This window comes from Reyranella sp. CPCC 100927 (genome assembly GCF_007859315.1).
Classification (GTDB): domain Bacteria; phylum Pseudomonadota; class Alphaproteobacteria; order Reyranellales; family Reyranellaceae; genus Vineibacter.
In genome coordinates this window covers 45,880-70,130 of sequence record NZ_VOHA01000006.1, presented here as the reverse complement: position 1 = coordinate 70,130, position 24,251 = coordinate 45,880, and the positions used below count along the sequence as shown (strand labels likewise).

General features: G+C 67.6%; 21 protein-coding genes and 1 pseudogene. 11 read left to right on the top strand and 11 right to left on the bottom strand.

The genetic code is table 11. From position 1 onward, the window contains the following. Positions 1-57 precede the first annotated feature (57 nt). Positions 58-498 carry a MerR family DNA-binding transcriptional regulator gene (locus tag FQU96_RS18015; protein WP_146542709.1) on the bottom strand — a complete coding sequence of 147 codons (441 nt, stop codon included), beginning with the start codon at positions 496-498 and terminating at the stop codon, positions 58-60. Between the two features lie 230 nt (positions 499-728). Here FQU96_RS18015 and FQU96_RS18010 point away from each other — a divergent pair, with 230 nt between their 5' ends. After that, positions 729-1,076, top strand: a complete 348-nt coding sequence (locus tag FQU96_RS18010) for a hypothetical protein (protein ID WP_146542708.1) — start codon at positions 729-731, stop codon at positions 1,074-1,076. A gap of 14 nt (positions 1,077-1,090) precedes the next feature. Here FQU96_RS18010 and FQU96_RS18005 read toward each other — a convergent pair whose 3' ends face one another. The 3 genes from FQU96_RS18005 to FQU96_RS17995 form a co-directional block, all read right to left on the bottom strand. Then, on the bottom strand, positions 1,091-1,963 hold the full coding sequence (locus FQU96_RS18005; protein WP_146542707.1) for a sensor histidine kinase: 873 nt from the start codon (positions 1,961-1,963) through the stop codon (positions 1,091-1,093). 18 nt (positions 1,964-1,981) lie between these two features. Further along, complete coding sequence (locus tag FQU96_RS18000; protein WP_178130568.1) at positions 1,982-2,782, bottom strand: response regulator; 801 nt, start codon at positions 2,780-2,782, stop codon at positions 1,982-1,984. A gap of 344 nt (positions 2,783-3,126) precedes the next feature. Further along, positions 3,127-3,429, bottom strand: a complete 303-nt coding sequence (locus FQU96_RS17995) for a helix-turn-helix transcriptional regulator (RefSeq protein ID WP_146542705.1) — start codon at positions 3,427-3,429, stop codon at positions 3,127-3,129. A gap of 53 nt (positions 3,430-3,482) precedes the next feature. On the opposite strand from FQU96_RS17995, the gene FQU96_RS17990 reads away from it, so the two are divergent. The 3 genes from FQU96_RS17990 (at position 3,483) to FQU96_RS17980 (ending at position 6,385) form a co-directional block, all read left to right on the top strand. Further along, positions 3,483-4,439, top strand: a complete 957-nt coding sequence (locus tag FQU96_RS17990; RefSeq protein WP_146542704.1) for a threonine/serine dehydratase — start codon at positions 3,483-3,485, stop codon at positions 4,437-4,439. A gap of 69 nt (positions 4,440-4,508) precedes the next feature. Then, positions 4,509-6,119, top strand: a complete 1,611-nt coding sequence (locus FQU96_RS17985) for a GMC family oxidoreductase (protein ID WP_146542703.1) — start codon at positions 4,509-4,511, stop codon at positions 6,117-6,119. Then, positions 6,119-6,385 carry a hypothetical protein gene (locus FQU96_RS17980; protein WP_146542702.1) on the top strand — a complete coding sequence of 89 codons (267 nt, stop codon included), beginning with the start codon at positions 6,119-6,121 and terminating at the stop codon, positions 6,383-6,385. Before FQU96_RS17985 ends, FQU96_RS17980 begins: the two co-directional genes overlap by 1 nt. Before the next feature lie 2 nt (positions 6,386-6,387). On the opposite strand, the gene FQU96_RS17975 is transcribed toward FQU96_RS17980, so the two are convergent. Then, on the bottom strand, positions 6,388-7,110 hold the full coding sequence (locus FQU96_RS17975; RefSeq protein ID WP_146542701.1) for a DUF2272 domain-containing protein: 723 nt from the start codon (positions 7,108-7,110) through the stop codon (positions 6,388-6,390). 193 nt (positions 7,111-7,303) lie between these two features. On the opposite strand from FQU96_RS17975, the gene FQU96_RS17970 reads away from it, so the two are divergent. Further along, positions 7,304-9,031: a long-chain fatty acid--CoA ligase gene (locus FQU96_RS17970; protein WP_146542700.1), complete on the top strand. Its 1,728-nt coding sequence runs from the start codon at positions 7,304-7,306 to the stop codon at positions 9,029-9,031. Between the two features lie 115 nt (positions 9,032-9,146). On the opposite strand, the gene FQU96_RS43160 is transcribed toward FQU96_RS17970, so the two are convergent. Together FQU96_RS43160 and FQU96_RS43155 are read right to left on the bottom strand one after the other, a co-directional pair. Next, a complete protein-coding gene (locus FQU96_RS43160; protein ID WP_370461379.1) occupies positions 9,147-9,485 on the bottom strand; it encodes a ribosomal protein L7/L12 in 339 nt (112 codons plus the stop codon). Positions 9,486-9,518: 33 nt separating this feature from the next. Further along, positions 9,519-9,605: pseudogene (locus FQU96_RS43155) on the bottom strand (ribosomal protein L7/L12); the annotation flags it as partial. A 421-nt stretch (positions 9,606-10,026) separates the two neighbouring features. On the opposite strand from FQU96_RS43155, the gene FQU96_RS17960 reads away from it, so the two are divergent. Further along, complete coding sequence (locus FQU96_RS17960; RefSeq protein WP_255468398.1) at positions 10,027-11,631, top strand: gamma-glutamyltransferase family protein; 1,605 nt, start codon at positions 10,027-10,029, stop codon at positions 11,629-11,631. An 84-nt stretch (positions 11,632-11,715) separates the two neighbouring features. On the opposite strand, the gene FQU96_RS17955 is transcribed toward FQU96_RS17960, so the two are convergent. Beyond that, positions 11,716-13,863 (bottom strand): TonB-dependent siderophore receptor, encoded by a 2,148-nt coding sequence (locus tag FQU96_RS17955; RefSeq protein ID WP_178130566.1) that lies wholly within the window; start codon positions 13,861-13,863, stop codon positions 11,716-11,718. Between the two features lie 334 nt (positions 13,864-14,197). On the opposite strand from FQU96_RS17955, the gene FQU96_RS17950 reads away from it, so the two are divergent. From FQU96_RS17950 to FQU96_RS17935, 4 genes are all read left to right on the top strand, one after another. Continuing rightward, positions 14,198-16,669, top strand: coding sequence for a heavy metal translocating P-type ATPase (locus FQU96_RS17950; protein WP_146542697.1), 2,472 nt, complete (start codon positions 14,198-14,200; stop codon positions 16,667-16,669). Next, the gene (gene cueR / locus FQU96_RS17945; RefSeq protein ID WP_146542696.1) at positions 16,666-17,094 is read left to right on the top strand and encodes a Cu(I)-responsive transcriptional regulator; all 429 of its coding nucleotides are present in this window, start codon (positions 16,666-16,668) and stop codon (positions 17,092-17,094) included. The genes FQU96_RS17950 and cueR overlap by 4 nt, the downstream gene beginning before the upstream one ends. A gap of 93 nt (positions 17,095-17,187) precedes the next feature. Continuing rightward, positions 17,188-18,477, top strand: a complete 1,290-nt coding sequence (locus tag FQU96_RS17940) for a hypothetical protein (RefSeq protein WP_218574763.1) — start codon at positions 17,188-17,190, stop codon at positions 18,475-18,477. A gap of 8 nt (positions 18,478-18,485) precedes the next feature. After that, positions 18,486-18,740: a hypothetical protein gene (locus FQU96_RS17935; protein ID WP_146542694.1), complete on the top strand. Its 255-nt coding sequence runs from the start codon at positions 18,486-18,488 to the stop codon at positions 18,738-18,740. 19 nt (positions 18,741-18,759) lie between these two features. On the opposite strand, the gene FQU96_RS17930 is transcribed toward FQU96_RS17935, so the two are convergent. Continuing rightward, positions 18,760-19,551, bottom strand: a complete 792-nt coding sequence (locus FQU96_RS17930; RefSeq protein ID WP_146542693.1) for an SDR family NAD(P)-dependent oxidoreductase — start codon at positions 19,549-19,551, stop codon at positions 18,760-18,762. A gap of 348 nt (positions 19,552-19,899) precedes the next feature. Here FQU96_RS17930 and FQU96_RS17925 point away from each other — a divergent pair, with 348 nt between their 5' ends. Continuing rightward, positions 19,900-20,469, top strand: coding sequence for a DUF4157 domain-containing protein (locus tag FQU96_RS17925; RefSeq protein ID WP_146542692.1), 570 nt, complete (start codon positions 19,900-19,902; stop codon positions 20,467-20,469). A 183-nt stretch (positions 20,470-20,652) separates the two neighbouring features. On the opposite strand, the gene FQU96_RS17920 is transcribed toward FQU96_RS17925, so the two are convergent. Both FQU96_RS17920 and FQU96_RS17915 read right to left on the bottom strand, forming a co-directional pair. Further along, a complete protein-coding gene (locus FQU96_RS17920) occupies positions 20,653-23,010 on the bottom strand; it encodes a TonB-dependent siderophore receptor (protein ID WP_178130565.1) in 2,358 nt (785 codons plus the stop codon). 200 nt (positions 23,011-23,210) lie between these two features. Continuing rightward, a complete protein-coding gene (locus FQU96_RS17915; RefSeq protein WP_146542690.1) occupies positions 23,211-24,167 on the bottom strand; it encodes a FecR domain-containing protein in 957 nt (318 codons plus the stop codon). Positions 24,168-24,251 lie beyond the last annotated feature (84 nt).

Genomic DNA, 24,251 nt, shown 5'->3' with positions numbered 1-24,251 from the left:
AAAGCAGAAGTCAGGAGACGAAAAGAGCAACGAATCCAGCCTGTCTCCTGGCTTTTGTCATCCGTCTTCTGAATCTACCCCTTTATCATGCAGGAATTCCATGGCGTGGGCCTCGACCTCGCGGAATTCGGCGAGTTGCGTGCGCAGGTCCCGCAGCCGCTTCTCCAGTTCGGCGATATGCTCCCGGCTCTTGCGCAGCACGCCCCTGATCTGCTGCACACCGGAGCGGTCCGAGTGGTAGAGGTTGAGCAGCTCCTTGATTTCGCCCAGGCTGAAGCCCAGCCGCTTGCCGCGCAGGATCCAGCCCAGCCGGGCCCGATCGCCGGCGCTGTAGATGCGGCTGGTGCCCTGGCGCGCCGGCGCAATCAAGTCTTCGTCCTCGTAAAAGCGAATGGCACGCGGCGTGACACCGAATTCCTTCGCGAGTTCCGCGATGGTCCAGGTGCGTACCGCCGTCTTCGCTGCGCCGCGGTCGGCGTCGAAGGAAGCCTGCGTCATATCCACTGTATAGTTGACGTTTACGTAAACGTCAATGAATGCGAAAAATCTTCGCTGCTGCCTGCAACCCTTGGACCGTACGCCGCGTTGTGAGGATGGCGGTATTTTTCCGCCGATTGTTCCCCATGACGACACACTGGGCCCCGCCGACTGGCGGGGCTTTTTTTGCGCGCCGCCCAAAATGGCGATTTGCCTTGGTTTTGCCGTGTGGCCTTCCCATCTGACGGCGGATGACTGACGAGCCCGGCCGCAACAGCACGCTGCCCGTCCCATACTGGATGCAGTCCACCCCCCCGCCCCGACGGCCCTGGCGCAAGGTCGGCATGGCGCTGGCGGTCGTGGGCTGCATGGCGCTGTCGCTGCTGGGCGGGCTGCTGCCGATCCTGCCAGGCTGGATCTTCTTCGTGCTGGGCCTCTATCTGCTGGCCACGGAGTTCAAGACCGGGCGGCGCTGGGTCACGGCGGCACGCCGACGCTGGCCCTGGATGTCGGACTGGATCACGCGGGCGCGCAATCACCGCTGGGCCCCGCGACACCTGCAGGAATTCGACGACCTGACGAATCCGCAACGACGATAGCCTGCGGCCTGCCGTTACGCAGCGTTCGACGCTGTATCTGCTACTGTCGGGCTGGGAAAACGGACCAGCACCCGCGTGCCGCCCTCGGGGCGGCGGGACATCGCAAGTTCCCCACCGAGCTGCGCCGACAAACCCTGCAAGAGCGTCAGGCCCAACCCGCCGCGTTCGGCCAGTCCGTCGGCGTCCTGCTCGATGCCGCTGCCATTATCGTCGATGGACAACACGATGTGCCCATCGGACTCGGTCGCCGCGATCGTGATCCGCGGTTCGGCGGTCGCGGCGAATGCGTGCACCAAAGCGTTGGAGACCGCTTCCGTCACGATCAGGCCGATCGGAATGGCGATATCGGGCCCCACGGCCATGACAGGCGCACTGACGCTGAAGCGTACGTTGGTTCCGGCTCGGGGCGCATTGCCGACCGTCAGGTGCCGCACCAGGTCGTTCAGGAAGGCCTGGAAGTCGACCTGGGCCCAGTCGGTCCGCTCGTACAGATGGCGGTGCAGGATCGACATGGTCAGCACGCGATTCTGTGCGCCGGCGAAGACGCGCCGGATGCGCGGGCTGCGGATCCGGTCGGCCTGCAGGCTGAGCAGGCTCGAAATCATCTGCAGATTGTTCTTCACCCGGTGGTGCAGCTCGCGCAGCAGGTGGTTGCGCTGTTCGACATCGGCTTGCAGTGCCTGTTCGCGGGCCTGCTGCGTTACGGCATCGTCGGTGTCTTGCCCCCGGCACCAGCGGCGGGTGACCAGCCAGACGACTGCCAGCGCGGCGAGGTGGACGGCGATGACGATGATCGCAGGCACACCCAGCAGCGCCAGCACCGAAGCCGGCGTGAGCGCGCCGGCAGCCAACAGGAACAGCCTGACGTGCAGGGGCAGCAGCTTCATCGCACCCCCGCCCGCGCCCTAGATCGCCGCGATGTTGAGCGCCTGGGCCATCGCCGTTTTCAGCAGGTCCGGATCGAACGGCTTGGTGAGGACGAAGGCTGGCTCAATCCCCTCGCCCGTCAGCAGGCGCTCGGGGAATCCGGTGACGAAGATGATCGGCACCGACATGGACTTCAGGATCTGGCGTACCGCCGCCATGCCGTTGTCGTGGCCCTTGAGCTGGATGTCGGCGATCACCAGGTCGGGCGCATGCTTCTCGGCCAGGGCGACGGCGGTGCTCTCGGTCGCCGCGATGCCCACGACCTGATGCCCGGCGTCACGCACGATCTTGGCGACGTCGAGCGCGATCACCGCTTCGTCCTCGATCACCAGCACCTTGACCGAAGCGACGCGGCGCAATTCGTCACGCGCCGCCCGCAGCGCCTGCTCGGCCTCGTCGTCGGTGATGCCCAGGATGTGGGCCGACTCCTCGACCGCGAAGCCCTCCAGCACCGTCAGCAGCAGCACCTTGCGCTGCCGGTCCGGTATTTCACCGATCTGCACCTGCAGGCGCTGAGGTGCCGTGCCGGTATCGGTGTCGTCGCCCGTGCGGACGAGGGCGCCGAAAGGCCGCTGCAGTCGGTGGAAGAGCGCGAAGATATCGACCTTCGAACTGGCGCTGTCCTGCATCAGTTCGGGTTGCTGCAGCAGCACCTCGACGCAAAGGCGGACCCACTGGTCGCCCTGGTTCTGGCTGCCCGTCAGCGCGCGGGCATAGCGCCGCAGGAACGGCAGCGTGGCCAGCAGCTGCTCGGATAGACCCTTGGTGGTGTTGGACACCTGTATCCCCCAGGATGGAACAGACGATTCGACAGCGAGGCTGCCAGGTTGCTTGACCCGGTCGGCGTCAAACCGGATGCCCCTTGCGGCGTTACATCCACACGATTTCGTACCGGCGCCGGAGTCTTCCTGTCAACATCGCTGCCGGTGGTCCGGTGCAGTCCCGCGTCGTCGCCTGCGCAACGCAGCGTCTGTGTGCCCGCAGCTTCAATGCCAAATGGCGTACTTGATGGATTACCCGGAACATCTTGCCGTCTGTTGTCCGACACGCGGAGTCACTTGAGGCGTTATAACGCCGGTCAAAGTCGCTGGTTCCCGCTCTCCGGGTAAAAATCTTCATGCCTTCAAAGCGAACGCGCGATCTGGCCGCGCACGCGGCGTATGGCGGCTTCGTTACGCCGATAGAAGGTCCACTGCTTGATCCGCTTGGAGACCACCAGGTCGGCCTGGGCCAGGACCTGCAGGTGGCCGGTGGCCGTCGGCTGCGCCACTTCCAGCTTGCGCGCGATCAACACCACACAAACGCCGTCCCGCACCAGGTCGCCATCGACCTGCGGCGGGAAATGCGCCTGCGGCGCCTTCAGCCATTCCAGGATCTGAAGCCGCTTCTCGCTGGCCAGTGCTCGCATCAGGGTTACCATAGACATATTGGAATTTTCCTATATTCCTATCGCCAATGCAATGGCGACAGGAGTTGGCGATGATTGCCGATGCGCCCACCGCGTCCGATATCGAGGAAACCGAACGGCTGATCCGACCCTATATCCGCCAGACGCCATTGATCGGCGTCGCCGGGGCTGATGTCGGCGTGGCCGCCGCCAGGCTGCTGCTGAAGCTCGAGTTCCTGCAGCACGCCGGCTCGTTCAAGTCACGCGGCGCCTTCACGCATCTGCTCGGCCGCAGTGTTCCGGCGGCGGGCGTGGTTGCTGCCTCGGGCGGCAACCACGGCGCCGCGGTCGCCTACGCCGCGATGAAACTCGGCATTCCGGCCCGGATCTTCGTGCCGACCGTCGCCGCCGCGGCCAAGGTCGAGCAGATCCGCAGCTACGGCGCCCAACTGACCATCAGCGGGGAGCGCTATGCCGATGCGCTGGCCGCCAGCGAGCGCTGGATCGAGCAGACCGGCGCACTGGCCATCCACGCTTTCGATCATGTCGCCACCCTGAAAGGCCAGGGAACCGTCGGCCTGGAACTCGATCGCCAGGCGGCCGACATCGACACCCTGCTGGTGGCGGTGGGTGGCGGTGGGCTGATCGGCGGCATCGCGGCCTGGTATCGCGGCCGGGTCAAGCTGGTCGGCGTCGAGCCCAGCGCCGCCCCGACCCTCACCCGCGCGCTGGCGCATGGCGGTCCGGTCGATGCCGAGGCCGGCGGTGTCGCCGCCGATTCGCTGGCGCCGCGGCGCGTCGGCCAACTGGTCTATCCGCTGGCCGCCCACTACGTCGCGCAAACTGTCCTGGTCGCGGACGATGCAATCGTGCGCGCCCAGGACACGCTGTGGCGTGCCCTGCGCATCGTCACCGAGCCCGGCGGCGCGGCGGCCTTCGCCGCACTCGAGTCAGGTGCCTATGTGCCTGCGCCCGACGAGCGCGTCGGTGTCCTGCTGTGCGGCGCCAATTCGGATGCGGTCACCTTCGCCCTGCCGCGCGCGGCGTGAGCGCGAGGCCCCCTTGCGAAAATATGAACGAAGCGTCACCATCCGGCCAAGACAAACGGGCGGGAAATCATGGCCGGGACCGACTACGACTACATCATCATCGGCGCCGGCTCGGCCGGCTGTACGCTCGCCTACCGACTGGGCGCCGATCCGTCGGTGACGGTGCTGGTGCTGGAAGCCGGCAAGCCCGACACGCACTTCTTCATCCACATGCCCGCCGGCGTGGTCAACATGGCGGGCAAGGGACTGTTCAACTGGGGCTATTGGACCGAGCCGCAGGCCCATTGCAATGGCCGCAAGATGTACTGGCCGCGCGGCAAGACACTGGGCGGCTCGTCCTCGATCAACGCCATGCTCTACATCCGCGGCCACGCCTGGGACTACGACCACTGGCGCCAGCTCGGTAACGCCGGCTGGAGCTACGCCGACGTGCTGCCCTACTTCATCAAGGCCCAGCACAACGAGCGCGGCGCCTCCGAATTCCACGGCGTCGACGGACCGCTGAACGTCGCCGACCAGGTGTCGCCGGCGCGCATCAACACCGCCTTCGTCGAGGCCAGCCTGCAGGCCGGCCACAAGCGCGCCACCGACTTCAACGGGCTGATGCAGGACGGCATCGGCTTCTATCAGGTGACGCAGAAAGGCGGCAAACGCTGGAGCGCGGCACAGGCCTATCTGCGGCCGGCGATGGCGCGCGGCAACGTCACCGTGCTCACCGAAGCCCGCACCGCGCGGGTCGTGATCGAGAACGGGCGCGCCACCGGCGTCGCCTACCGCAAGGACGGCCAGGACCACATCGCCCACGCCACGCGCGAGGTGGTGCTGTCGGGCGGCGCCGTCAACTCGCCGCAGCTCCTGATGCTGTCGGGCGTCGGTCCCGCCGATCATCTGCGCCAGCACGGCATTGCGGTGGCCGCCGATGTGCCGGGCGTCGGCGGCAACCTGCAGGACCATCTCGATGCCGCGACGCTCTACCACTGCACCACGCGCGACACCTACGACACATCCAACAAGCTGATGACGCTGGCCAAGTATGTGTTCTCGAAGTCGGGCCCCGGCACCTCCTGCATCGCCGAAAGCGGCGGTTTCCTGCGCACCGGCGAGGGCCTTGCGGCGCCCGACGTCCAGCTGCACTTCATCCCCGCCTTCGTCATCGACCATGGCCGCACCAAGATGACGACCAACGGCATGACCCTGCATGTCTGCCAGCTGCGCCCGGAGAGTCGCGGCACCATTCGGCTGAAGAGCGCCGATCCGCTGGCCGACGCCGCCATCGACGCCAACTACCTCGCCGAACCGAAGGACCTCGACGTGCTGGTGAAGGGCACCCGCCTGGCGCGCGAGATCTTCGCCCAGGCGGCGATGACGCCCTATCGCGGCGCCGAGCTCGAACCCGGTGCCGGCAAGGTCTCCGATGCCGACCTCGCCACCTGGGTACGGGCGCGCTGCGAGACGATCTATCACCCGGTGGGCAGCTGCAAGATGGGCCCTTCATCGGATGCGACGGCCGTCGTCGACAGCGAATTGCGGGTGCGCGGTGTCGAGCGGCTGCGCGTGGTCGACGCCTCGATCATGCCCACGCTGGTGGGCGGCAACACCAACGCGCCCACCATCATGATCGCCGAGCGGGCCGCCGACCTGATGCTGGGCGCCGCGGCACCGGCGCGAGAGGCCGCGTGATGGCCCGCGAGCTGCCGCTGTCGGACGGCGCCAAGCGCATGGTGCTGCGCCTCGCCGCCGTCATCGACATGGCCCTGGGCATCGGCATGGCGCTGGCCGGTGAAGCCGTCGCGCCGCTGGGCGACATCGTCCCCGGCATCCGGCTGTGGTGGGTCGTGGGTGCGGCGCTGGCGCTGAGCGGCGTCGGCCTGCTGGTGTACACCGTCGCGCTGGATCGCCGGCGCACCACGGACACCAGCGGCAGCGACGTCGTGCGCCGCGACTGAGGTTACCCGCGCTTCTCGGCGACGGCGAACCATGGCCGGCCGCGCACCTCGCCCAGGGTGCCGCCGCCGTTCAGCGGATAGACGCTCAGCGTGATGGTGTCGCGCACATTGCCACCGATGGCGCGCACCTGGTTGCCGCGTACGGCGATGACCACGTCGCAATGCGCCACCTCGCGATCGACGGCGGTGCGCAGCGCGGCGGCATCGCGCGGGCCGGACCAGCGCGTGCCGGCGCACACCAGGTCGCCCGGCTTGGGCCGGTAGCTGCGCCAGTCGTGCACCACGTAGCCTCGTGGCCGGCCGCCCAGCTGCGCATCCAGCAGCGGCATCAGGTAGCCGGCATGCCGGCCGCTGACCGGGAAGTCGCGCCCGGAAAAACCGGCCTCGTGCACGACCCAAGAGACGAAGATGCCGGACCACGGCTTGTCGCTGCGGCCGTTCCACTCCGACCGGCCGATCAACCGCCAATAGTCGCCGATGCGTGACGCCAGCGGATTGCGCGTTTCGTTCACGCCGCCGTTGTGGCTGCCCGGTCCGCCATAGACCAGCACCTCGCCGCCGGCGCGCCGCCATTCGTTCCAGGCCACGGCGGCCACCGGATCGCTGGGGCGTGGCTCCTGCACACTGGAGGTGGTGCCGCAGGCGGAAAGCGTGAGCGTTGCTGCGAGCGCCAGGCAGGCCCAGCGCAGCATCGCGACCATGGCCGGTCGTCGTTGGTCGTTCATCGTCCTCTTCGATCGGGAGGGGACCGATCAGATATCTAAGTACTACGATTTTATGTTATTTGCCATGGGTTTATGGCAAAAAGACGATGTTCTGCATGAGCGATTGCAGCAAACGCGCAAGGGCGCGCCGCAGTTGTATATGCCAACGGCGCGTCACATAGTGGCGCGCATAAGGGGTGATGGGAGGAAATCAATGCACGTCTGGGAGAAGAGCTACCCGCCGGGTGTGAGCTGGGAGCTCGAGGTGCCGCGCAAGGGCATCCACGAGGCGTTTGAGGAAAGCTGCGCCAAGTTCGGCGACAAGCCGTTCACCGACTTCCTCGACAAGGTGATGACCTTCCGCGACTACAAGGAGGCCACCGACCGCGCTGCCGCCGGCTTCCAGAAGCTGGGCGTGAAGCCCGGTGTGCATGTCGGCCTGTATCTCCCCAACACGCCGCACTACCTCATCGCCTTCTTCGGCATTCTCAAGGCCGGTGGCCGGGTGGTGAACTACAGCCCGCTCGATGCCGCGCGCGAGCTGGAGCACAAGATCAGCGACAGCGAGACCGACATCCTGGTCACGCTCGACGTCAAGGCGCTCTATCCCAAAATGGCCGGCATGCGCGGCAAGACGCGGCTGAAGAAGCTGATCGTCGGCAGCATCGCCGACTTCCTGCCGTGGCCCAAGAACTGGCTCTATCCCTTCGCCAAGAAGGCCGACATCGACAAGTGGCCGCGCGATGACTGGCACATGTCGTTCAAGGACCTGCTGAACAACGACGGCAACTACCAGAAGCACAAGATCAGCGACGACATCTGGGACGAGGTCGCACTGCTGCAATACACCGGCGGCACCACCGGCCTGCCCAAGGCGGCGATGCTGACGCACGGCTGCATCATGGCGGCGATGAGCCAGGGCCAGGCGTGGACCACGCCCTACACGACGGCCGGCACCGAGAAAGTCGTGTGCGTGCTGCCGCTGTTCCACATCTACGCGCTGTCGGGAATCATGCTGGGCGCCCTGCGCAACGGCAACCAGCTGATCCTCTATCCGCGGCCCGACATCGACATGATCGTCAAGGACCTCGGCACCAAGAAGCCGACCTTCCTGCCCGGCGTGCCGACGCTCTACACCGCGATCAACAAGCATCCGCTGGCCAAGACGCTCGATCTGAAGTCGCTGAAGATCTGCATGTCGGGCGGCGCGCCGCTGCCGGTCGAGGTACAGAACGAGTTCGAGAAGCTGACCGGCGCCACCCTGATCGAAGGCTACGGGCTCACCGAGACGTCGCCCACCGGCTGCATCTGCCCGGTCGACAAGACGGTACGCCGCGTCGGCTCGTGCGGCGTGCCGATGCCCGGCACCATCGTCGAGATCCGCGACCTGGAGGACGTCACCAAAGTCCTGCCATCAGGCAAGGAGAATGTCGGCGAGGTCTGCATCATCGGCCCGCAGGTGATGAAGGGTTACTGGAAGAAGCCGGACGAGACCGACAAGGTCCTGTTCACCCACCCGACCAGCAACTGGAAGGGGCTGCGCACCGGCGACATGGGCTACATGGATGCCGACGGCTGGGTCTACCTGGTCGACCGCTCCAAGGACCTGATCATCTCGTCGGGCTACAACGTCTATCCGCGCGTGATCGAGGAAGCGACCTACGAGCACCCCGCGGTCGACGAGTGCATCGTGATCGGCATCCACGACGAATACCGCGGCGAGGCGCCCAAGGTGTTCGTGAAGCTGAAGCCCGGCATGACGCTCACGTTCGAGGAGCTGAAGAAGCACCTGGACGGCAAGATCGGCAAGCACGAGTTCCCGGTCGCCTTCGAAATCCGCAGCGAACTGCCCAAGACTCCCGTGGGCAAGCTGTCGAAGAAGGAACTCAAGGCCGAAGAAGCCGCCAAGCGCGAAGCCGCCAAGCAGGTGGCGGCGCAGTAGCCTTTTGGACCGCGCGCGTCCATGCGCGCACTCGCTCGAAGCGAAGCGCAGAGCGAAGTCGGCGCTTACGCGCCGGGCGGGCGTGAACGCCCGCGGTCCAAAAAATGAAGGGAGTCTACCCCCGCCGGACCTGGTCGATGTAGTGGCGGGCGGCTTCGATGCTGCAGCCGCTGACGCGTTGGATCAGCCGCATCGCCTCGTCGTGCTGGCCCTGGGCCAGCATCGCGGCCACGGCCGGGCGCAGGCGCGGGTCCTCCAGCGGCCGGCGCGGGTCGGCGGCGCCGGCGCGCTGGCCCTCGGCCAGCGCATCGACATAATCCTTGGCCTCCTTCAGGCCCATGCCGGTGCGCTCGCGCACCAGCTTGATCGCCTCCAGCGCCTGGCCGCGCGCCACCAGGGTGGCGGCCTCGGTGCGCACGCTGGCGCTGCCGCCGGCGGCGGCGCTGGACGCCATCACCATCTGGCGCGCCACCGTCATCATCGAGGGCGCGTTGGGCAGCGCCTCGACATAGTCCTTGGCCTCCTTCAGCCCCAGGCCCGTCATCTCGCGCACCATCTTGATGGCTTCGATCTTCTCGCCGCGCGCCACCATCGCCCGCACGACGGAGTCGGCGGCGGCCATGGTCATGCTGGCGCCGGGCGACGGCGCAGGCGCCGGTCCGGCCGGTACCGCCTGGACCGGGCTGTCGATCACCTTGGCGCGCGAACGGCCGCGCAGCAGCAGGACGACCAGCAACACGATCGCCACCAGCACGACGACGCCGGCGATTGCCATCAAGACCGTGTTACTCATCAGCTACGCTCCCACCCGCTGCGCCCCGGGATCGTCATAGCACATGCAAGGGACCAGCGCCCCGCCGTCGTCCCCAGGCCCGCGCCTCCTGGGGTGTGCCGCGGGCTCACATCTGCTGGTCCGGCCCTGCATCGGCCATCCCTTCCCCTGGGCCACAGCCGCCGGTAGTCTCGCCGCCTCTGGAGCGCAAGGATCCCGTCCTGTGGATACACCCCCGTTCAGTTTCCAATTCCCCTACGCCTCGCCGCGCCTGCCGATTTTCGCCCGCAATGTCGTGGCCACGTCGCAGCACCTGGCGGCCACCGCCGGCCTGCGCATGCTGGCCAAGGGCGGCAGCGCCGCCGACGCCGCCATTGCCACCGCCATCACGCTCACCGTGGTCGAGCCGACCATGAACGGCATCGGCGGCGATGCCTTCTGCATCCTGTGGGACGGCAGCAAGCTGGTCGGCCTCAACGCCTCGGGCCGTGCCCCGGCCCTGATGACAGCCGATCGCTACCAGGGCCTCGACGAGATGCCCGGCGAAGGCTGGGGCTCGGTGAGCGTGCCGGGTTGCGTCTCGCTGTGGGTCGAGCTGCACCGCCAGTACGGCAAGCTGCCGTTCGCCGACCTGTTCGAGCCGGCGATCCGCCATGCCGCCGACGGCTTCCGCGTGTCGTTCATGGTGGCCCAGCAATGGGACCGCGCCGTCGCGCGCCTGAAGGACCAGCCGGGCTGGGCGGCCGCCTTCATCCCCAACGGCCGCGCACCGCAGCCGGGTGAGCTGTGGAAATTCCCGGCCCAGGCCGAGACCTTGCGCCAGATCGCCGAAAGCGGGGGCGAAGCGTTTTACCGCGGTGCGCTCGCCGCCAAGATGGAAGCCTTCGCCGTCGAAGGCGGCGGCGCCCTGCGCGCATCGGACCTGGCCGCGCACCAGGCCGACTGGGTCGATCCCATCGGTCTTTCATATCACGGCACGACCCTGCACGAGATCCCGCCCAACGGTCAGGGCATCGCCGCCTGCATGGCACTGGGCATCCTGGAGAACTTCGACATCACCGGCTTCGCGCCCGACGGGCCGGAGGTGGCGCATCTGCGCATCGAAGCGATGAAGCTGGCGTTCGCCGACGTGCACCGCTACGTCGCCGACCCCAAGCACATGGACGTGACGTCGGCGCAGCTGCTCGACAAGGCGTACCTGAAGTCGCGCGCCAAGCTGATCAACACCCGCAAGGCCGGCCAGTTCGGTCCCGGCACCATCCCCAAGCTCAGCGGCACGGTCTATCTCGGCACCGCCGACGAGCACGGCATGATGGTCTCGCTGATCCAGTCCAACTACGCCGGTTTCGGTTCCGGCGTCGTGGTGCCCGGCACCGGCATTGCGTTGCAGAATCGCGCCGCCGGCTTCACGCTACAGCCCGGCCATCCCAACGTGGTGGCGCCGGGCAAGCGGCCGTTCCACACCATCATCCCCGGCTTCGTCACCAAGGACGGCAAGCCGCTGGCGACCTTCGGCCTGATGGGCGGCGGCATGCAGCCGCAAGGCCACATGCAGGTGCTCTCCCGCATCGTCGACTTCGGCCAGAACCCGCAGGCTGCCATCGACGCGCCGCGCTGGCGCATCCACGAGTCGGGCGATTTGTGGCTGGAGCCCACCATGCCCAGCACCACCGCCGAGGCGCTGCAGGCGCTGGGCCACACCGTGGTGAAGACGTCGTGGCCCAGCTTCGATTTCGGCTCCAGCCAGATCATCTGGCGCTACCCCGACGGCGGCCCCTATCTCGGCGCCTCGGAGAGCCGCCGTGACGGCGCCGCGGTTGGATTCTAGTTTCCTGGGAGCGCGGGCGTCTCGCCCGCTCATGCCGGCGCTGCACGCCGATGCGGGCGAGACGCCCGCGCTCCCAGGAAAACGTCACCACCGGTAACGCAGGTTGGCGATCACGGTGCGCCGCGCGCCGTAGTTGCAGCCGGTGCCGCCCGAGCAGTAGGCGACATAGGCCTTGTCGAACAGGTTGGCGGCGTTGATCGAGAGCCGCCAGCGCTCGACATCCACATAGGCCATGGCGTCGAACAGCGTCACCCCCGGCACCATCAGGCTGTTGTCGACGCTGCCGGCGGTGCGGCCGAGATAGCGCACGCCGCCGCCCACGCCCACCGTCACCCGGTCGCTGACCGGATGCGCGTAGTCGGCCCACAGTGATGCCATGGTGTGGGGGATGGCGTAGGGCCGCTTGCCGAGATCGGCGCCGTTGCTCTTGGTCACCTTGACGTCCTGCAGCGTCAGCGAGCCGATCATGCGCAGGTTGTTGGTGAGACTCAGCGTGCCCTCGACCTCGATGCCCTTGGAACGGATCGCGCCGGTCTGCACGCTGAAGCCGCGATGCGTCGGATCGGGATCGGCGGTCAGCACGTTCTGCTGCGTGGTGTGAAAGAACGACACCGTGACGGCGCTGTTGAAGCCGGTGGGCTGGAACTTGACGCCGGCTTCATACTGCCGACCGGTCGTGGGCTTGAACGGCGTGCCCGAGAACGTCGTACCCGATGTCGGCTGGAACGATGTCGAATAGCTGATGTAGGGCGCAAGCCCGATCGCCGACAGATAGACCAGGCCGGCGCGCCAGCTGAAGTGATCGGGATCCTGGCGCACCACCGAGCCGTTGAGCCGGTTGCGGTTGACCTGCTGCGTCCAGTCCTGCCGCCCGCCGATGGTGAGCGCCCAGCGATCCCAGCGGATCTGGTCCTGGGCATAGATGCCGAGCTGCCGCTGGGTTTCGGTGCCGCGGCCCGTCACCGGCAGGTTGGGAATCACCTGATTGTAGTCCGGGTTGACGATATCCAGCGTCGGCACGCTGGCCGTGCCCCAGGTCCGCGTCTTCAGATGCTGCCACTGGTAGTCGACCCCCATCAGCACGGTGTGGCGCACCGGGCCGGTGCTGAACGCGGCCTGCGCCTGGTTGTCGACCGCGATGCTGTCGAGCGACGGCCGCGCCTGATAGCCGAAGCGCGTGAGCGTGCGCTGGTCAGCGCGCAATCCGGTGCCGTACATCGTGCGATAGTCGAGATCGAGGTGGGCGTAGCGCAGGTTCTGGCGGAACGTCCACACATCGTCGAGCTGATGCGAGAAGCGATAGCCCAGCATCGCCTCGTTCTTCTTGTAGCGGTCGAAGCCCGGCTGGCCGTCGTTGAAGTTGGTCGGCAGCTTGCGAAACGGGTTGGACAACAAAGTGCCCGACGCCGGCAGGAACGACACCGTGTGCCGGTTGCTGTCGTGCAGGTACATCGCGTGAACCGTCAGGCTGGTCTGCGCGTCGGGCCGCCAGGTGAACGCCGGATTGATCGCGATGCGATCGTCGGTACCGCCCTTGACCTGCAGATCGGCATCGCGCACCAGCGCCGTCAGGCGGTAGAGCAGCGTCTTGTCGGCCGTCACCGGCCCGCCGACATCGAACGATCCCTGGAACCGGCTGCGCGTGCCGACCTGGGCGTTGGCCTCGTAGAACGGCTCCGACGGCGGATCCTTGCTGACCAGGTTCACGACGCCGCCGGGATTGGCGCGGCCGTAGAGCACCGAGCTGGGCCCGCGCAGCACCTCGATGCGCTCCAGCGCATAGGGCTCGACGCGGAAATTGGCGAAGCCGCCGCTGGCCGACGTGTTGTTGACCTTGGGCAGGCGCAGGCCATCGACATAGACGTCGGCGCCGAAGCCGCGGATCACGAACCAGTCCGAGCGCCCGTCGGTACCGTAGAGATCGGCGCCGACGCCGGCGCTGTAGCGCATCGCCTGGGTGATGGTCTGCGCGCCCTGGGCGTCGAGCTGGTCGCGCGTGATGACCGAGATCGACTGCGGCGTCTCCAGCACTTTCGTATTGGTCTTGGTGCCGGCGGCGCTCTGCGGCGCCACGAAGCCCCGCACCGGCCCACGCGCCGGGTCGGTCCGGGTGCCGTGCACCGTGACCGGATCAAGCGTGGTGCTGCCGGGTGCCGGCCCATCGCCCTGCTGCTGGGCCCGCGCCGCAGGGCCCGCCCCGACCGCGGCGGCCAGCGCCAGCGCCGTACTCAATGCCCCTGCTGTGTAAATTCGACCTTTGTTGGCAACTACCTGACGACCACGCCCATCACCACAACGCATCACCCCAAAGTCCCCGGTCCTTGTTGAAAGAGGTCGCGACAGTATTGATACTGATACTCATTCTCAATACAATTTCTTCCTCTCTCCCGGGGCCGGGAGACGATGGGCGCCGCATCGTGGCGGCCGGATGAGGGGTTTTCGGTCTCGCTCCGGATCGCGTCGTGCTGCCCCGCCGCGCGTCTGAGCGCAGCCGCAAAACCCCTCATCTACGCCGGACTTTATGCCCCTTGACCTTCCCATCATGGGAAGGCCCATCTAGGGGGACATGAACAAGAGCCTTACCCCCCAGGACCTGCGCGACCTCCAGCTGCCGATCGTCGGGATGACCTGCGCCGGCTGCGTACGGCGGGTCGAGCGGGCGCTGGAAGCCGTGCCCGGCGTCGCGCGCGTCAGCGTCAACCTCGCGTCGGAAACCGCGACCGTCACGGCGCCCGCCACGCTGCCGCCGGCGCAACTGACCCACGCCGTCGAGACGGCGGGCTACAAGGTCGGCACATCCAGCGTCGATCTCGCGATCGAGGGCATGACCTGCGCCTCCTGCGTCGGCCGCGTCGAGCGCGCCTTGCAGGCGGTTCCCGGCGTGACCCGCGCCAGCGTGAACCTGGCCTCCGAGCAGGCGCGCGTGGAGATCGCCGGGCCGGCCGACCGGACGTTGCCGGCGCTGATCAAGGCCGTCGACGCCGCCGGCTACCACGCCAAGCCGCTGACACCGGCGGCCGATACCGGCGACGACGCCAAGGCGCGCGCCGACCGCCACGCGCGGCTGCAGGCCGCCGCCGCGATCCTGCTGTCGCTGCCGCTGGTGGTGCCCATGGTGCTGGAACCGCTGGGTATCCACGCCATGCTGCCGGGCTGGTGGCAGCTCGCGCTGGCAACGCCGGTGCAGTTCATCCTCGGCTGGCGCTTCTATGTCGGCGCCTTCAAGGCGCTGCGCGCCGGCGTCGGCAACATGGACCTGCTGGTGGCGCTGGGCACGTCGGCCGGCTGGGGCCTCAGCACCTGGATGCTGCTGACCACGCCGGCAGAGGCGATGCCGCATCTCTACTACGAAGCATCGGCCGTGGTGATCGCGCTGGTGCTGCTGGGCAAGTATTTCGAGGCCCGCGCCAAGCGCCAGACCTCGGCGGCGATCCGCGCCCTGATGGCGCTGCGGCCGGAAACGGCGCGCGTGCGCCGCGACGGCGGCGAGGTCGAGGTGCCGGTGGGCAACGTAACGGTCGGCGACCTCGTGGTCGTGCGGCCGGGCGAACGCATCGCCGTCGACGGCATCATCGCCGAGGGCGCCACCCATGCCGACGAATCGCTGATCACGGGCGAGAGCGTGCCGGTGGCCAAGCAGGCCGGCGACCCGGTCACCGGCGGCGCCATCAACGGCGACGGCCTGATCGTGGTGCGCACCACGGCGGTCGGTGCCGAGTCGACCCTGGCCCGCATCGTGCGCCTGGTTGAAAGCGCGCAGGCGGCGAAGGCGCCGATCCAGCGCCTGGTCGATCGCGTCAGCGCCGTGTTCGTGCCGGTCGTGATCGGCATCGCGCTGCTGACGTTCGCGGGCTGGTGGTTCGTGACCGGCGATATCGAACGCGCGGTGATCTCCGCCGTCGCGGTGCTGGTGATCGCCTGCCCGTGCGCGCTGGGTCTGGCGACCCCGACCGCGATCATGGCCGGCACCGGCGTCGCCGCCCGGCACGGCATCCTGATCAAGGACGCCGAGGCGCTGGAGCACGCGCATGGCGTCGGCGTCGTAGCCTTCGACAAGACCGGCACCCTGACCGAGGGCAAGCCCGCGGTTGTCGCTTTCGAACCCGCGCCCGGTGTCGACCGCGCCGACGCGCTTCGGCTGGCCGCCGCCATCCAGGCCGGCAGCGAACACCCGCTGGCGCGTGCCGTGGTTACCGCGGCCGCGGCCGAACAGCTGACACCATCGCCGGCGAGCGACATCACCGCCCTGCCCGGCCGCGGCATCGCCGCCACCGTCGACGGCCGTGCCCTGCAGCTCGGCAGCGAGCGCCTGATGCAGGAGTTGGGCATCGACCTCGCACCGCTTGCCGCCCGCGCCGCGCAACTGCGCGATGAAGGCCGCACGGTCTCGTACCTGGCCGAGGTCCCCGGGACCGCGGGCGTCCCGCCCGCTCCTGGGCAGACCGAAGGCCCGCGCTCCCGCCTCCTCGCCCTGATCGCCTTCGGCGACACGCTGAAGCCGTCGACGCGCGCCGCCGTCCAGCGCCTGCGCGCCATGGGCATCCGCACCGTGATGCTGACCGGCGACAACGAAGGCAGCGCCCGGATCGCCGCCGCGCGGGCCGACATCGACGTGTACGTGGCCGAGGTCCTGCCGCAGGACAAGGCGTCGCTGGTCACGAACCTGAAGGAAGATGGCGTTGCCGTCGCGATGGTCGGCGACGGCGTGAACGACGCCCCGGCGCTGGCTGCCGCCGATGTCGGCATCGCGATGTCATCCGGCACCGACGTTGCCATGCACGCCGCCGGCATCACGCTGATGCGCGGCGACCCGGCCCTGGTGGCCGACGCCATCGCCGTGGCGCGGCGCACCCGATCCAAGATCCGCCAGAACCTGTTCTGGGCCTTCGTCTACAACCTGCTGGGCATCCCGCTGGCCGCCTTCGGCCTGCTGAGCCCGATGATCGCCGGCGCCGCCATGGCCGCCAGCAGCGTCAGCGTCGTCTCCAACGCCCTGCTCCTGCGCCGCTGGCGCCCGGAAGGAAAGAAGCAGCCATGAACATCGGTGAAGCCGCCCGCGACTCCGGCGTGTCGGCCAAGATGATCCGCTATTACGAAAGCGTCGGCCTGCTGCCGCGCGCCGAGCGCACCGGAGCGGGCTACCGCGTCTACCGCGACGCCGACGTGCACACCCTGCGCTTCATCCGCCGCGCCCGCGATCTGGGCTTCTCCATGGAACAGATCACCGAACTGCTGACCCTGTGGCGCGACCACGGCCGCGCCAGCGCCGACGTCAAGACGCTGGCGCGCACGCACATCGCCGAACTGGAAGAGCGCGCGGCCCAGCTGATGGCCATGAGCCGCACGCTGCGGCATCTCGCCGAGCACTGTCACGGCGATCGACGGCCCGAGTGTCCGATCCTGGATGACCTGGCCGATGGCCGCAGGGACATGCCGATCACCGCGCGAAAACGCCGAACCTGATCGAGTCCGAGAGAATACCCGCAGGCTTGTCTTTTCATCGCATCTCCCCTTCAATCGGAAGCAACCCAGTCGCCTCCAATCGAGGATATGCGCGTGCATCAGGTCAAGCCGCTTCGTGACGTCAATGCCGTGTCAGGCTATGGCCAGAAGGATGTCCTGGTCGTTTTCGGTGAAGTGTTTGCGCGCGGCTACGTCAACGGGCTGATCGACGAAGCCAGGAAAGCCGGGATGAAAGTCATCTACGGCACGGTGGGACGCCGCGATGAGAACGATCAGCTGCGCCCCCTGACGGCCGACGAGCTGGCTGCGAAAGACCAGCCCGTGGTGAATGTTCCACTCGAGTGCGGATTTGATCTGGCAAAGTCGAACCAGGGCTTGAGCCCAAGCGACCAGCTCAAGGGCCTGAAGCTGAGCGAGTGGAACAAGGCCACGCTCGATTTCGCGCAGGTCGCAGAGGCGCGCGCCGCCGGCCGTCAGAGTTTTCGGGCGCGCGTGACGCAGTATCTGGCCGAGCTGGAAAAACAGATTCCCGATGGCGCCAACGTCCTGATCGCCCACACCATGGCCGGCGGTGTTCCGCGCGCGAAAATCATCGCGCCCATCATGGGTCGGGTCTTCAAAGGCAGCGACGTCCCTTCGCAAGAGTTCTGGAGCGGTGACGTCGGCCGCTTTTGCGAGATGAGCTTCATGGACGTCACCGCGAACAGTCTCGGTGACCTGATCGAATTGAGCGCCGGCCTGCGCGATCGCGTCGCCAACAAGGGCGGCCAGGTTTCCTACGTAGCCTACGGCTATCATGGTGCCGAGATCTACGTCGCGGGCGCCTATCACTGGCAGAGCTATTCACCCTACCTGCAAGGCTTCGCCAAGATTGAACTGGAGAATGTCGCCCGCCGCGCGACCAGCGATGGCGTGAAGGTGTGTGTCTTCAATGCGCCGGAGATTTTGACCAACTCGAGTTCGATATTCCAAGGCGTTGAGATCGCCCTCTACCCGCTGCTGGGCGCTTTCAGGAAAGAAGCGCCCGATCATCCGGTCACCCGGAAACTGATCGAGCAGTGCGCCCATCTGCTGAAACCCGAACATACCGTTGACGCACTGATCGAGCTCACCGACAGCTATTTCCGCTCGGACATCATTCAGCGCTGGACGCAATTCGACCAATGGCCCCAGCACAGCGGCTCCGAGCAGATGGAATTGATGCAGGCGACGTCCAAGAGACTTGTCGACATGCACAAGGACCGCCGCGATCTTCTGACGGCGACGCTCAGCGAGGTGGTGATCAAGGCCTGCGGCTACGCCATGCTGCGTGAGGGGCGGACTCCGCGCGAACCGGTATGGTGGATTGGCCACCAGTTCGTGACCGCGACGAGCCTTCGTTAGAGCGACGCATGGCGGCAGGCTGGGTCATCCTGATCGAGCTCGAGGCCGGACGGGGTGAACTGGAGCCGCTGCTCTTTGCCGTCGCGGTCGAAGACCATCGCGAGGCCATGGCGGCGGCACGGCAGGCACCGGACGTCGTCCAACCGCGCGCCGCGCTGCAGCATCGCGCGCCGACGATCCACGATGTCAGGCTTGTGGGCAGCCTGAGCCGGCGAACCATCGACCGCCTGGGCCTGGCCGTCGGCGACGTCTGGCGCCTGTAGTCCTTGAACGGCGCAGCGTCTACCGCGGCCACTGCCGCAGCGCCACGAGGCCGCCGTCGATGGGCAGCAGGATCCCCGTCACCCAGCGCGATTCGTCCGATGCCAGGTACACCGCGCCGTGCGCGACGTCCCAGGCCGTACCCTCGGTCTTCATCGGCACCATGTTCTTGCGCCGCTCGCGGGCTTCGTCGCCCATGCCCGCCACCATCGGCGTGTGCACCGAGCCCACGATGATGCAATTGGCGCGGATGTTCTGGGTGGCGTAGTCGGCCGCCACCGACAGCGTGAAACCGTGCAGGCCGGCCTTCGCCGTGCTGTACGCGACAGCCCCGGCGCTGCCCATCAAGCCCAGCGCGCCGGCGATCGACGACACCATGATGACCGAGCCGCCGCCACTGGCCTTCATCCGCGGCAGGCAATACTTGGTGCACAGCATGGTGGTGGTGAGGTTGACCTCCAGCACCTTGTTCCAGGTCTCCAGGGCCACGCCCTCCGGCGTGCCCACCCCGCCGCCGATGCCCACGTTGTTGTGCAGGATGTCCAGGCGGCCGTAGGTGTCGACGGCGAACGCCGCCATCGCCTCGGCGACCTCGGGCTTGGCGACATCGCCCGCAAACACCGCGGCCGCGCCGCCTTCGTCCCTGATCTGCCGCGCCAGTGTCTCGGCGCGCTCGGCATTGCGGTTGACCAGCACCACCCGGGCGCCCTCGCGCGCGAACAGGATGGCGGTCGCCATGCCGTTGCCCACGCCCTCGCCGCGCGGCGCCGCACCGGTCACCACCGCCACCTTGCCCTCCAGACGTCCTGCCATCGCACGCTCCCCTTACCGGCCGCAGGCCATCATCTGCCGGCGCCGCATCGGTTGTACCCGCGCCCAGGGATGAGAAAAGCCCGCCTTTTCGGTGTGCGGTGGCGGTGTCCGGGAAGAGTTATCCACAGGCCTTTCCTCCAGGTGGAGGATTGACGGTGAGCGGACACTCATCTATATGAGCGAACACTCACTTCGAGAAGTGAGCGCGACGCCGGCACAACCGGACCGGCCCTCAAAGGCCACCGCCTCAGGATAGCAGCCCTGCAGCGGAAGCCAAAGCGGGTCACAGGACGAAGCACGGGCGGCGCGGACCTTGCACACCCCCTTGAGGGTGGTGGGGAGCATACGATGAGCGACGCCGAAGTTCTGATACCCCGTGATCTGCTGAAACTCTGGCTGGCTTTCGGTGAGGAAACGCCGATGCCGCCGTCCCTGCGCCGCTACATGGAAGCGCGGTTCGGCACCAGCCTGCAGGACGTCCGCATCCACACCGGAGCGGTGGCCGCCCACCTGTGCAACACGCTGAAAGCGCGCGCACTGACCCTGGGCAACGACATCCTGTTCGCCGATGGCGAGTACGAGCCCTACGCGCCCGAGGGCCGCTGGCTGCTGGCACACGAACTGGTGCACGTCCTGCAGCAGCGCGCTGCCGGCGGCGCCGCGCTCTCCTGGCGCGCCTCGTGGGACCTGTCCTCGGCCGAGGTCGTGGCGCTGGGCGATGACGACGACGATTGCGAGGCGGAAGCCGACCGCCTGGCGGCGGAAGTAATCGACGGCGGCCTGCGGTCGCCGGTCACGGCGGACCATAGCGGCGCCATCCGCGGCACGCGGCGCGTGTCGAGCGCCGATGCCGTCGTGCAGGACGCCCCGCCGCCGCGCACCACCTTCCGCCCCCAACTGGTCGCCTCGGCCCGGTAAAGGTCTAGAGTGACGCCAACGCCGACGTCCTTCGCTGCGCTCAGCTGTCATTCCGAGCGTAGCGAGGAATCTTTCGGCGGTTTCTCGGCCGTCCAAGGTCGGCAAGGTCCCTCGCTGCGCTCGGGATGACAGCGCGGGCTCACAAAATCACAGCCTGTCAGGACGACGTCCGCTTCCGGCGCCCTACCAGCGGTACTTCAGCGTCGCCGACACGGTGCGGCGCTGGCCCAGCACGCAGGCTGCGTCATAGAAGCAGATGTTGACCGTCTTCTTGTCGAACAGGTTGTTGGCGTTCAACTGGAACGAGGCGCCGGTCACTTCGGGCCAGATCCTGCCGAGGTCGATGCCCAGCGAGGCATCGAAGAGCGTATAGGACGGCGCACGCCAGAGATTGGCGGCATCGCCGTAGCTGGCGCCGACATAGCGAACCCCGCCACCCAATGTCAGGCTGCTCAGCGGGCCTTCCTGGAAGGCGTACTGTGCCCACAGACTGGCCTGGTGCTTGGGAATGGACGGCAGCCGGCGGCCGCGCTCGGCCGGGTTGTTGGTCTTGGTGATCTCGGTATCGATATAGGTATAGGCGCCGATGAGGCTCAGGCCGGCCGTGATGTTGGCATGCGCTTCCAGCTCGATGCCGCGCACCCGCACGGCGCCGGTCTGCACGCTGTAGCGCACATCCTGCGGATCCGTCGTCGAGACGTTGCGCTGCGCCAGGTCGAAATAGGCGGCCGTGAACAGGCCGTTGAACCAGGTCGGCTGATATTTCAGGCCGACCTCGAACTGCCGGCCCGTGGTCGGCTTGAACAGCGTGCCGCCGCGCGCGGGTGACGCCGAGGCCAGCACCGGCTCGAACGACGTCGAATAGCTCACATACGGCGCAAGCCCGTTGTCGAACAGATAGGTCAGCCCGACGCGGCCGGTGAAGGCGTGGTCCTTCACCGTGCTGGCGCTCGACGCCAGGTAGTCCTTCCTGGTGGTATCGGCCCAGTCGAAGCGGCCGCCCAAGGTCAGCAGCCACCGGTCGAAGCGAATCTGGTCCTGGGCGTAGAAGCCGACCTGCCAGGCCCGCTCCACATACTTCTGGTCATAGACGAACGGCCCGAACGGCCGCCCGTAGACCGGGTTGAAGATATCCAGGTCGGGCGCCGTGGCGCCGCCGTTCAGCGCCCGCTCGCTGCCGCGACGCCAGTCCAGGCCGGCGATCACGCGATGGGTCAAGGGCCCCATCTCGACATCGGCCAGCACCTGGCTGTCGACCGTGAGATACTTCAGCTTGCGATTGATGACGCTGAAGGAGCGGTTGAGCGTGCGATTATCCGGCTGTATCCCCAGCGTGAAGGTCGTCGCGGTATAGACATCGACATAGGCGTAACGGGCGTTCTGCTTGAACGTCACGCCGTTGTCGAAGCGATGCGAGAACTCGTAGCCGATGAAAAACTGATCCCGCTTCAGCTTGTCGGACCCCGGCTCGCCCAGATGGAGGCGGGTCGACACTTTGCCCAGCGGGTTGCGGTACAGCGTGCCCAGGGCCGGAAAGTAGTTCTCGTTGATCCCGGCCCGATCGCGCTGCACCTGCGCCAGCACGGTGAGCGACGTCGACTCGCTGGGCCGCCACGACAGGCTCGGCGCGAAGTAATAGCGGTCGTCGTCGGCGTGGCGGGTATCGGTGCCGCCGTTTCGCGCCATGCCCACCACGCGGTACTGCAAGGTCTTGTCGGCCGTGATCGGACCCGTGAGGTCGAAGCCGCCCTGGACGCGGCCGTGGCTGCCGCCGCGGATGAAAACCTCCCGGCGGGCCTCGTCGATGGGCCGCTTGCTGACCATGTTGATGATGCCACCCGGCGGGTTCTGCCCGAACATCACCGACGAGGGCCCGCGCAACACCTCGATGCGCTCCAGGCCGTACGGCTCCGACTTTCCACCCTGGGCCGTGATGCCGTACGGCAGGATCAGGCCGTCCAGGTAGTAGTTGGGCGAGAAGCCGCGGACGCGGACGTAGTCGCGCTGTGTCGAATACCCGTAGATGTCGCCACGCGTGCCGGCGGCATAGTGCAATGTCTCACCGACGCTCTCGGCGGCTTGCCGCGCGACCTGGTCGGCGGTGATCACCGTCACCGACTGCGGCACCTCCAGCAGCGGCGTGTCGGTCTTGGTCGCCGAGGCACTGCGCTTGGCCACCACGCCGCTGACCGGCCCCCAGGCGCTCTCGCCGAGCCCGCGCACATCGATGCGGTCGAGCGGAATGGCTCCCTGCGGGCCACCCGCCGCTGACGGCAGCCGTTCGATCGTGATGGTACGCGCGCCGGAGAAGCGATAGGACAATCCTGATCCCTGCAGCAGGCGATCGAGCGCATCCCTGGGCGCGGCATTGCCGGACACACCGCCGGTGCGCTTGTCGCTGACGATCTCGGGCAGATAGGTGACCTGAAGACCGGCTTGGCGGCCGAAGGCGGCCAGCGCTCCCGATAGCGGCCCGGCCGGGATATCAAAGGCGACGTGCTGCTGCGACTGGGCGTGGGCCGCGCGCGTCGTGACCGCCATCGATGCGACGCTCGCTGACACGACCCCCAAAGCGATGAACACCCCGTTGCGGACCCGTCGCAGCGCGCGAGCCCCGTTTGCTTGCCCCATTGCCGACCATTCCCGTTCGTCTTGTGGTGGGCGCACCCGTCGCGACGGCCACCCCTTGTTCCGTGAAACGAACGGCGCTGCCGGATTTTCTCCGCCGTGTTGATGTTTTTTCAGATTGGCGAGATCACCGTGAGCCACGGCGAAAGCTGGCGCACCTTGCCGCCGTGCGGATCGACGACGGCGGCCAGCGCCGCGACCGGGTCCTTCACGTCGAACACGCCGCTGATGCGACGGTGACCGAACCGCGGATCGGCCATCACGACACGCCCGGACTGCCAGCGGCTGATGCGGGCGACGACGGCATCGATGGTCTCGCGTTCCGCCACGATCATGCCCTCGCGCCAGGCGCCGATCTGGCCTGCATCGCGCTTGCCGCGAACGATGGTCCGCCCACTTTCGTCAAGCGTCAGCCACTCGCCGGCGGCCAGCCGCTCGCGGCGGGCCGGCGCCGATGCGGCGACCTCGACGACACCACGGTCGACCGCGACGGTCACGTAACCGGCGTCGCGGGAGACATCGAAGGCTGCGGCCTGTGCACTGCCGACGAGATCGTCGAGCACCGTTTGAAACGGACGCGCAGGATCGTTCACCACCTCGAAGAACGCCATGCCGGCCAGCAGTTCGACCCGCCGCACCGTCGCCGAAAAGCCCAGCCGCAGGGCGCTCTCGGGCCCCAGGGTCACCACGCTACCGTCGGGCAGTGTCATGCGCTGCAGTTCCGCCGTTGCCGTCACGCGATCGGCCCGGGCGCGTAGCAACAGCGCCGGCCCGTAGAGCGCGCCGGCACCGACGGCCGCCAGCGCCAACGTGCCGCCCAGGATCGCGCGCCGCCGCGAGACGCCGCGCCGGCTCCGCGCCGCTCGTGTGCGGTCGCCCAGGACCTTGCCGGCCATGCCGTGGATCTCGGCGACCTCGGCCCACGCGGCCTCATGCGCGAGACTGCGGGCGCGCCAGCGCTGCACCAGTTCGCGCGCGACGGGGCTGGCAGGATCGTCCTGCAGCCGAATGACAAGGTCGAGCGCTTCCTCGAACAGACGCTCGCCGTCTGGCGTTTCTTCCTGGGTCATCCGCTCCCGCCCGGCGACGCCACTGCCTGCCGCCCGACAGTACGCGCCCTACACCCTCTGCAACGAACAAGCCCCCCGTTTTTC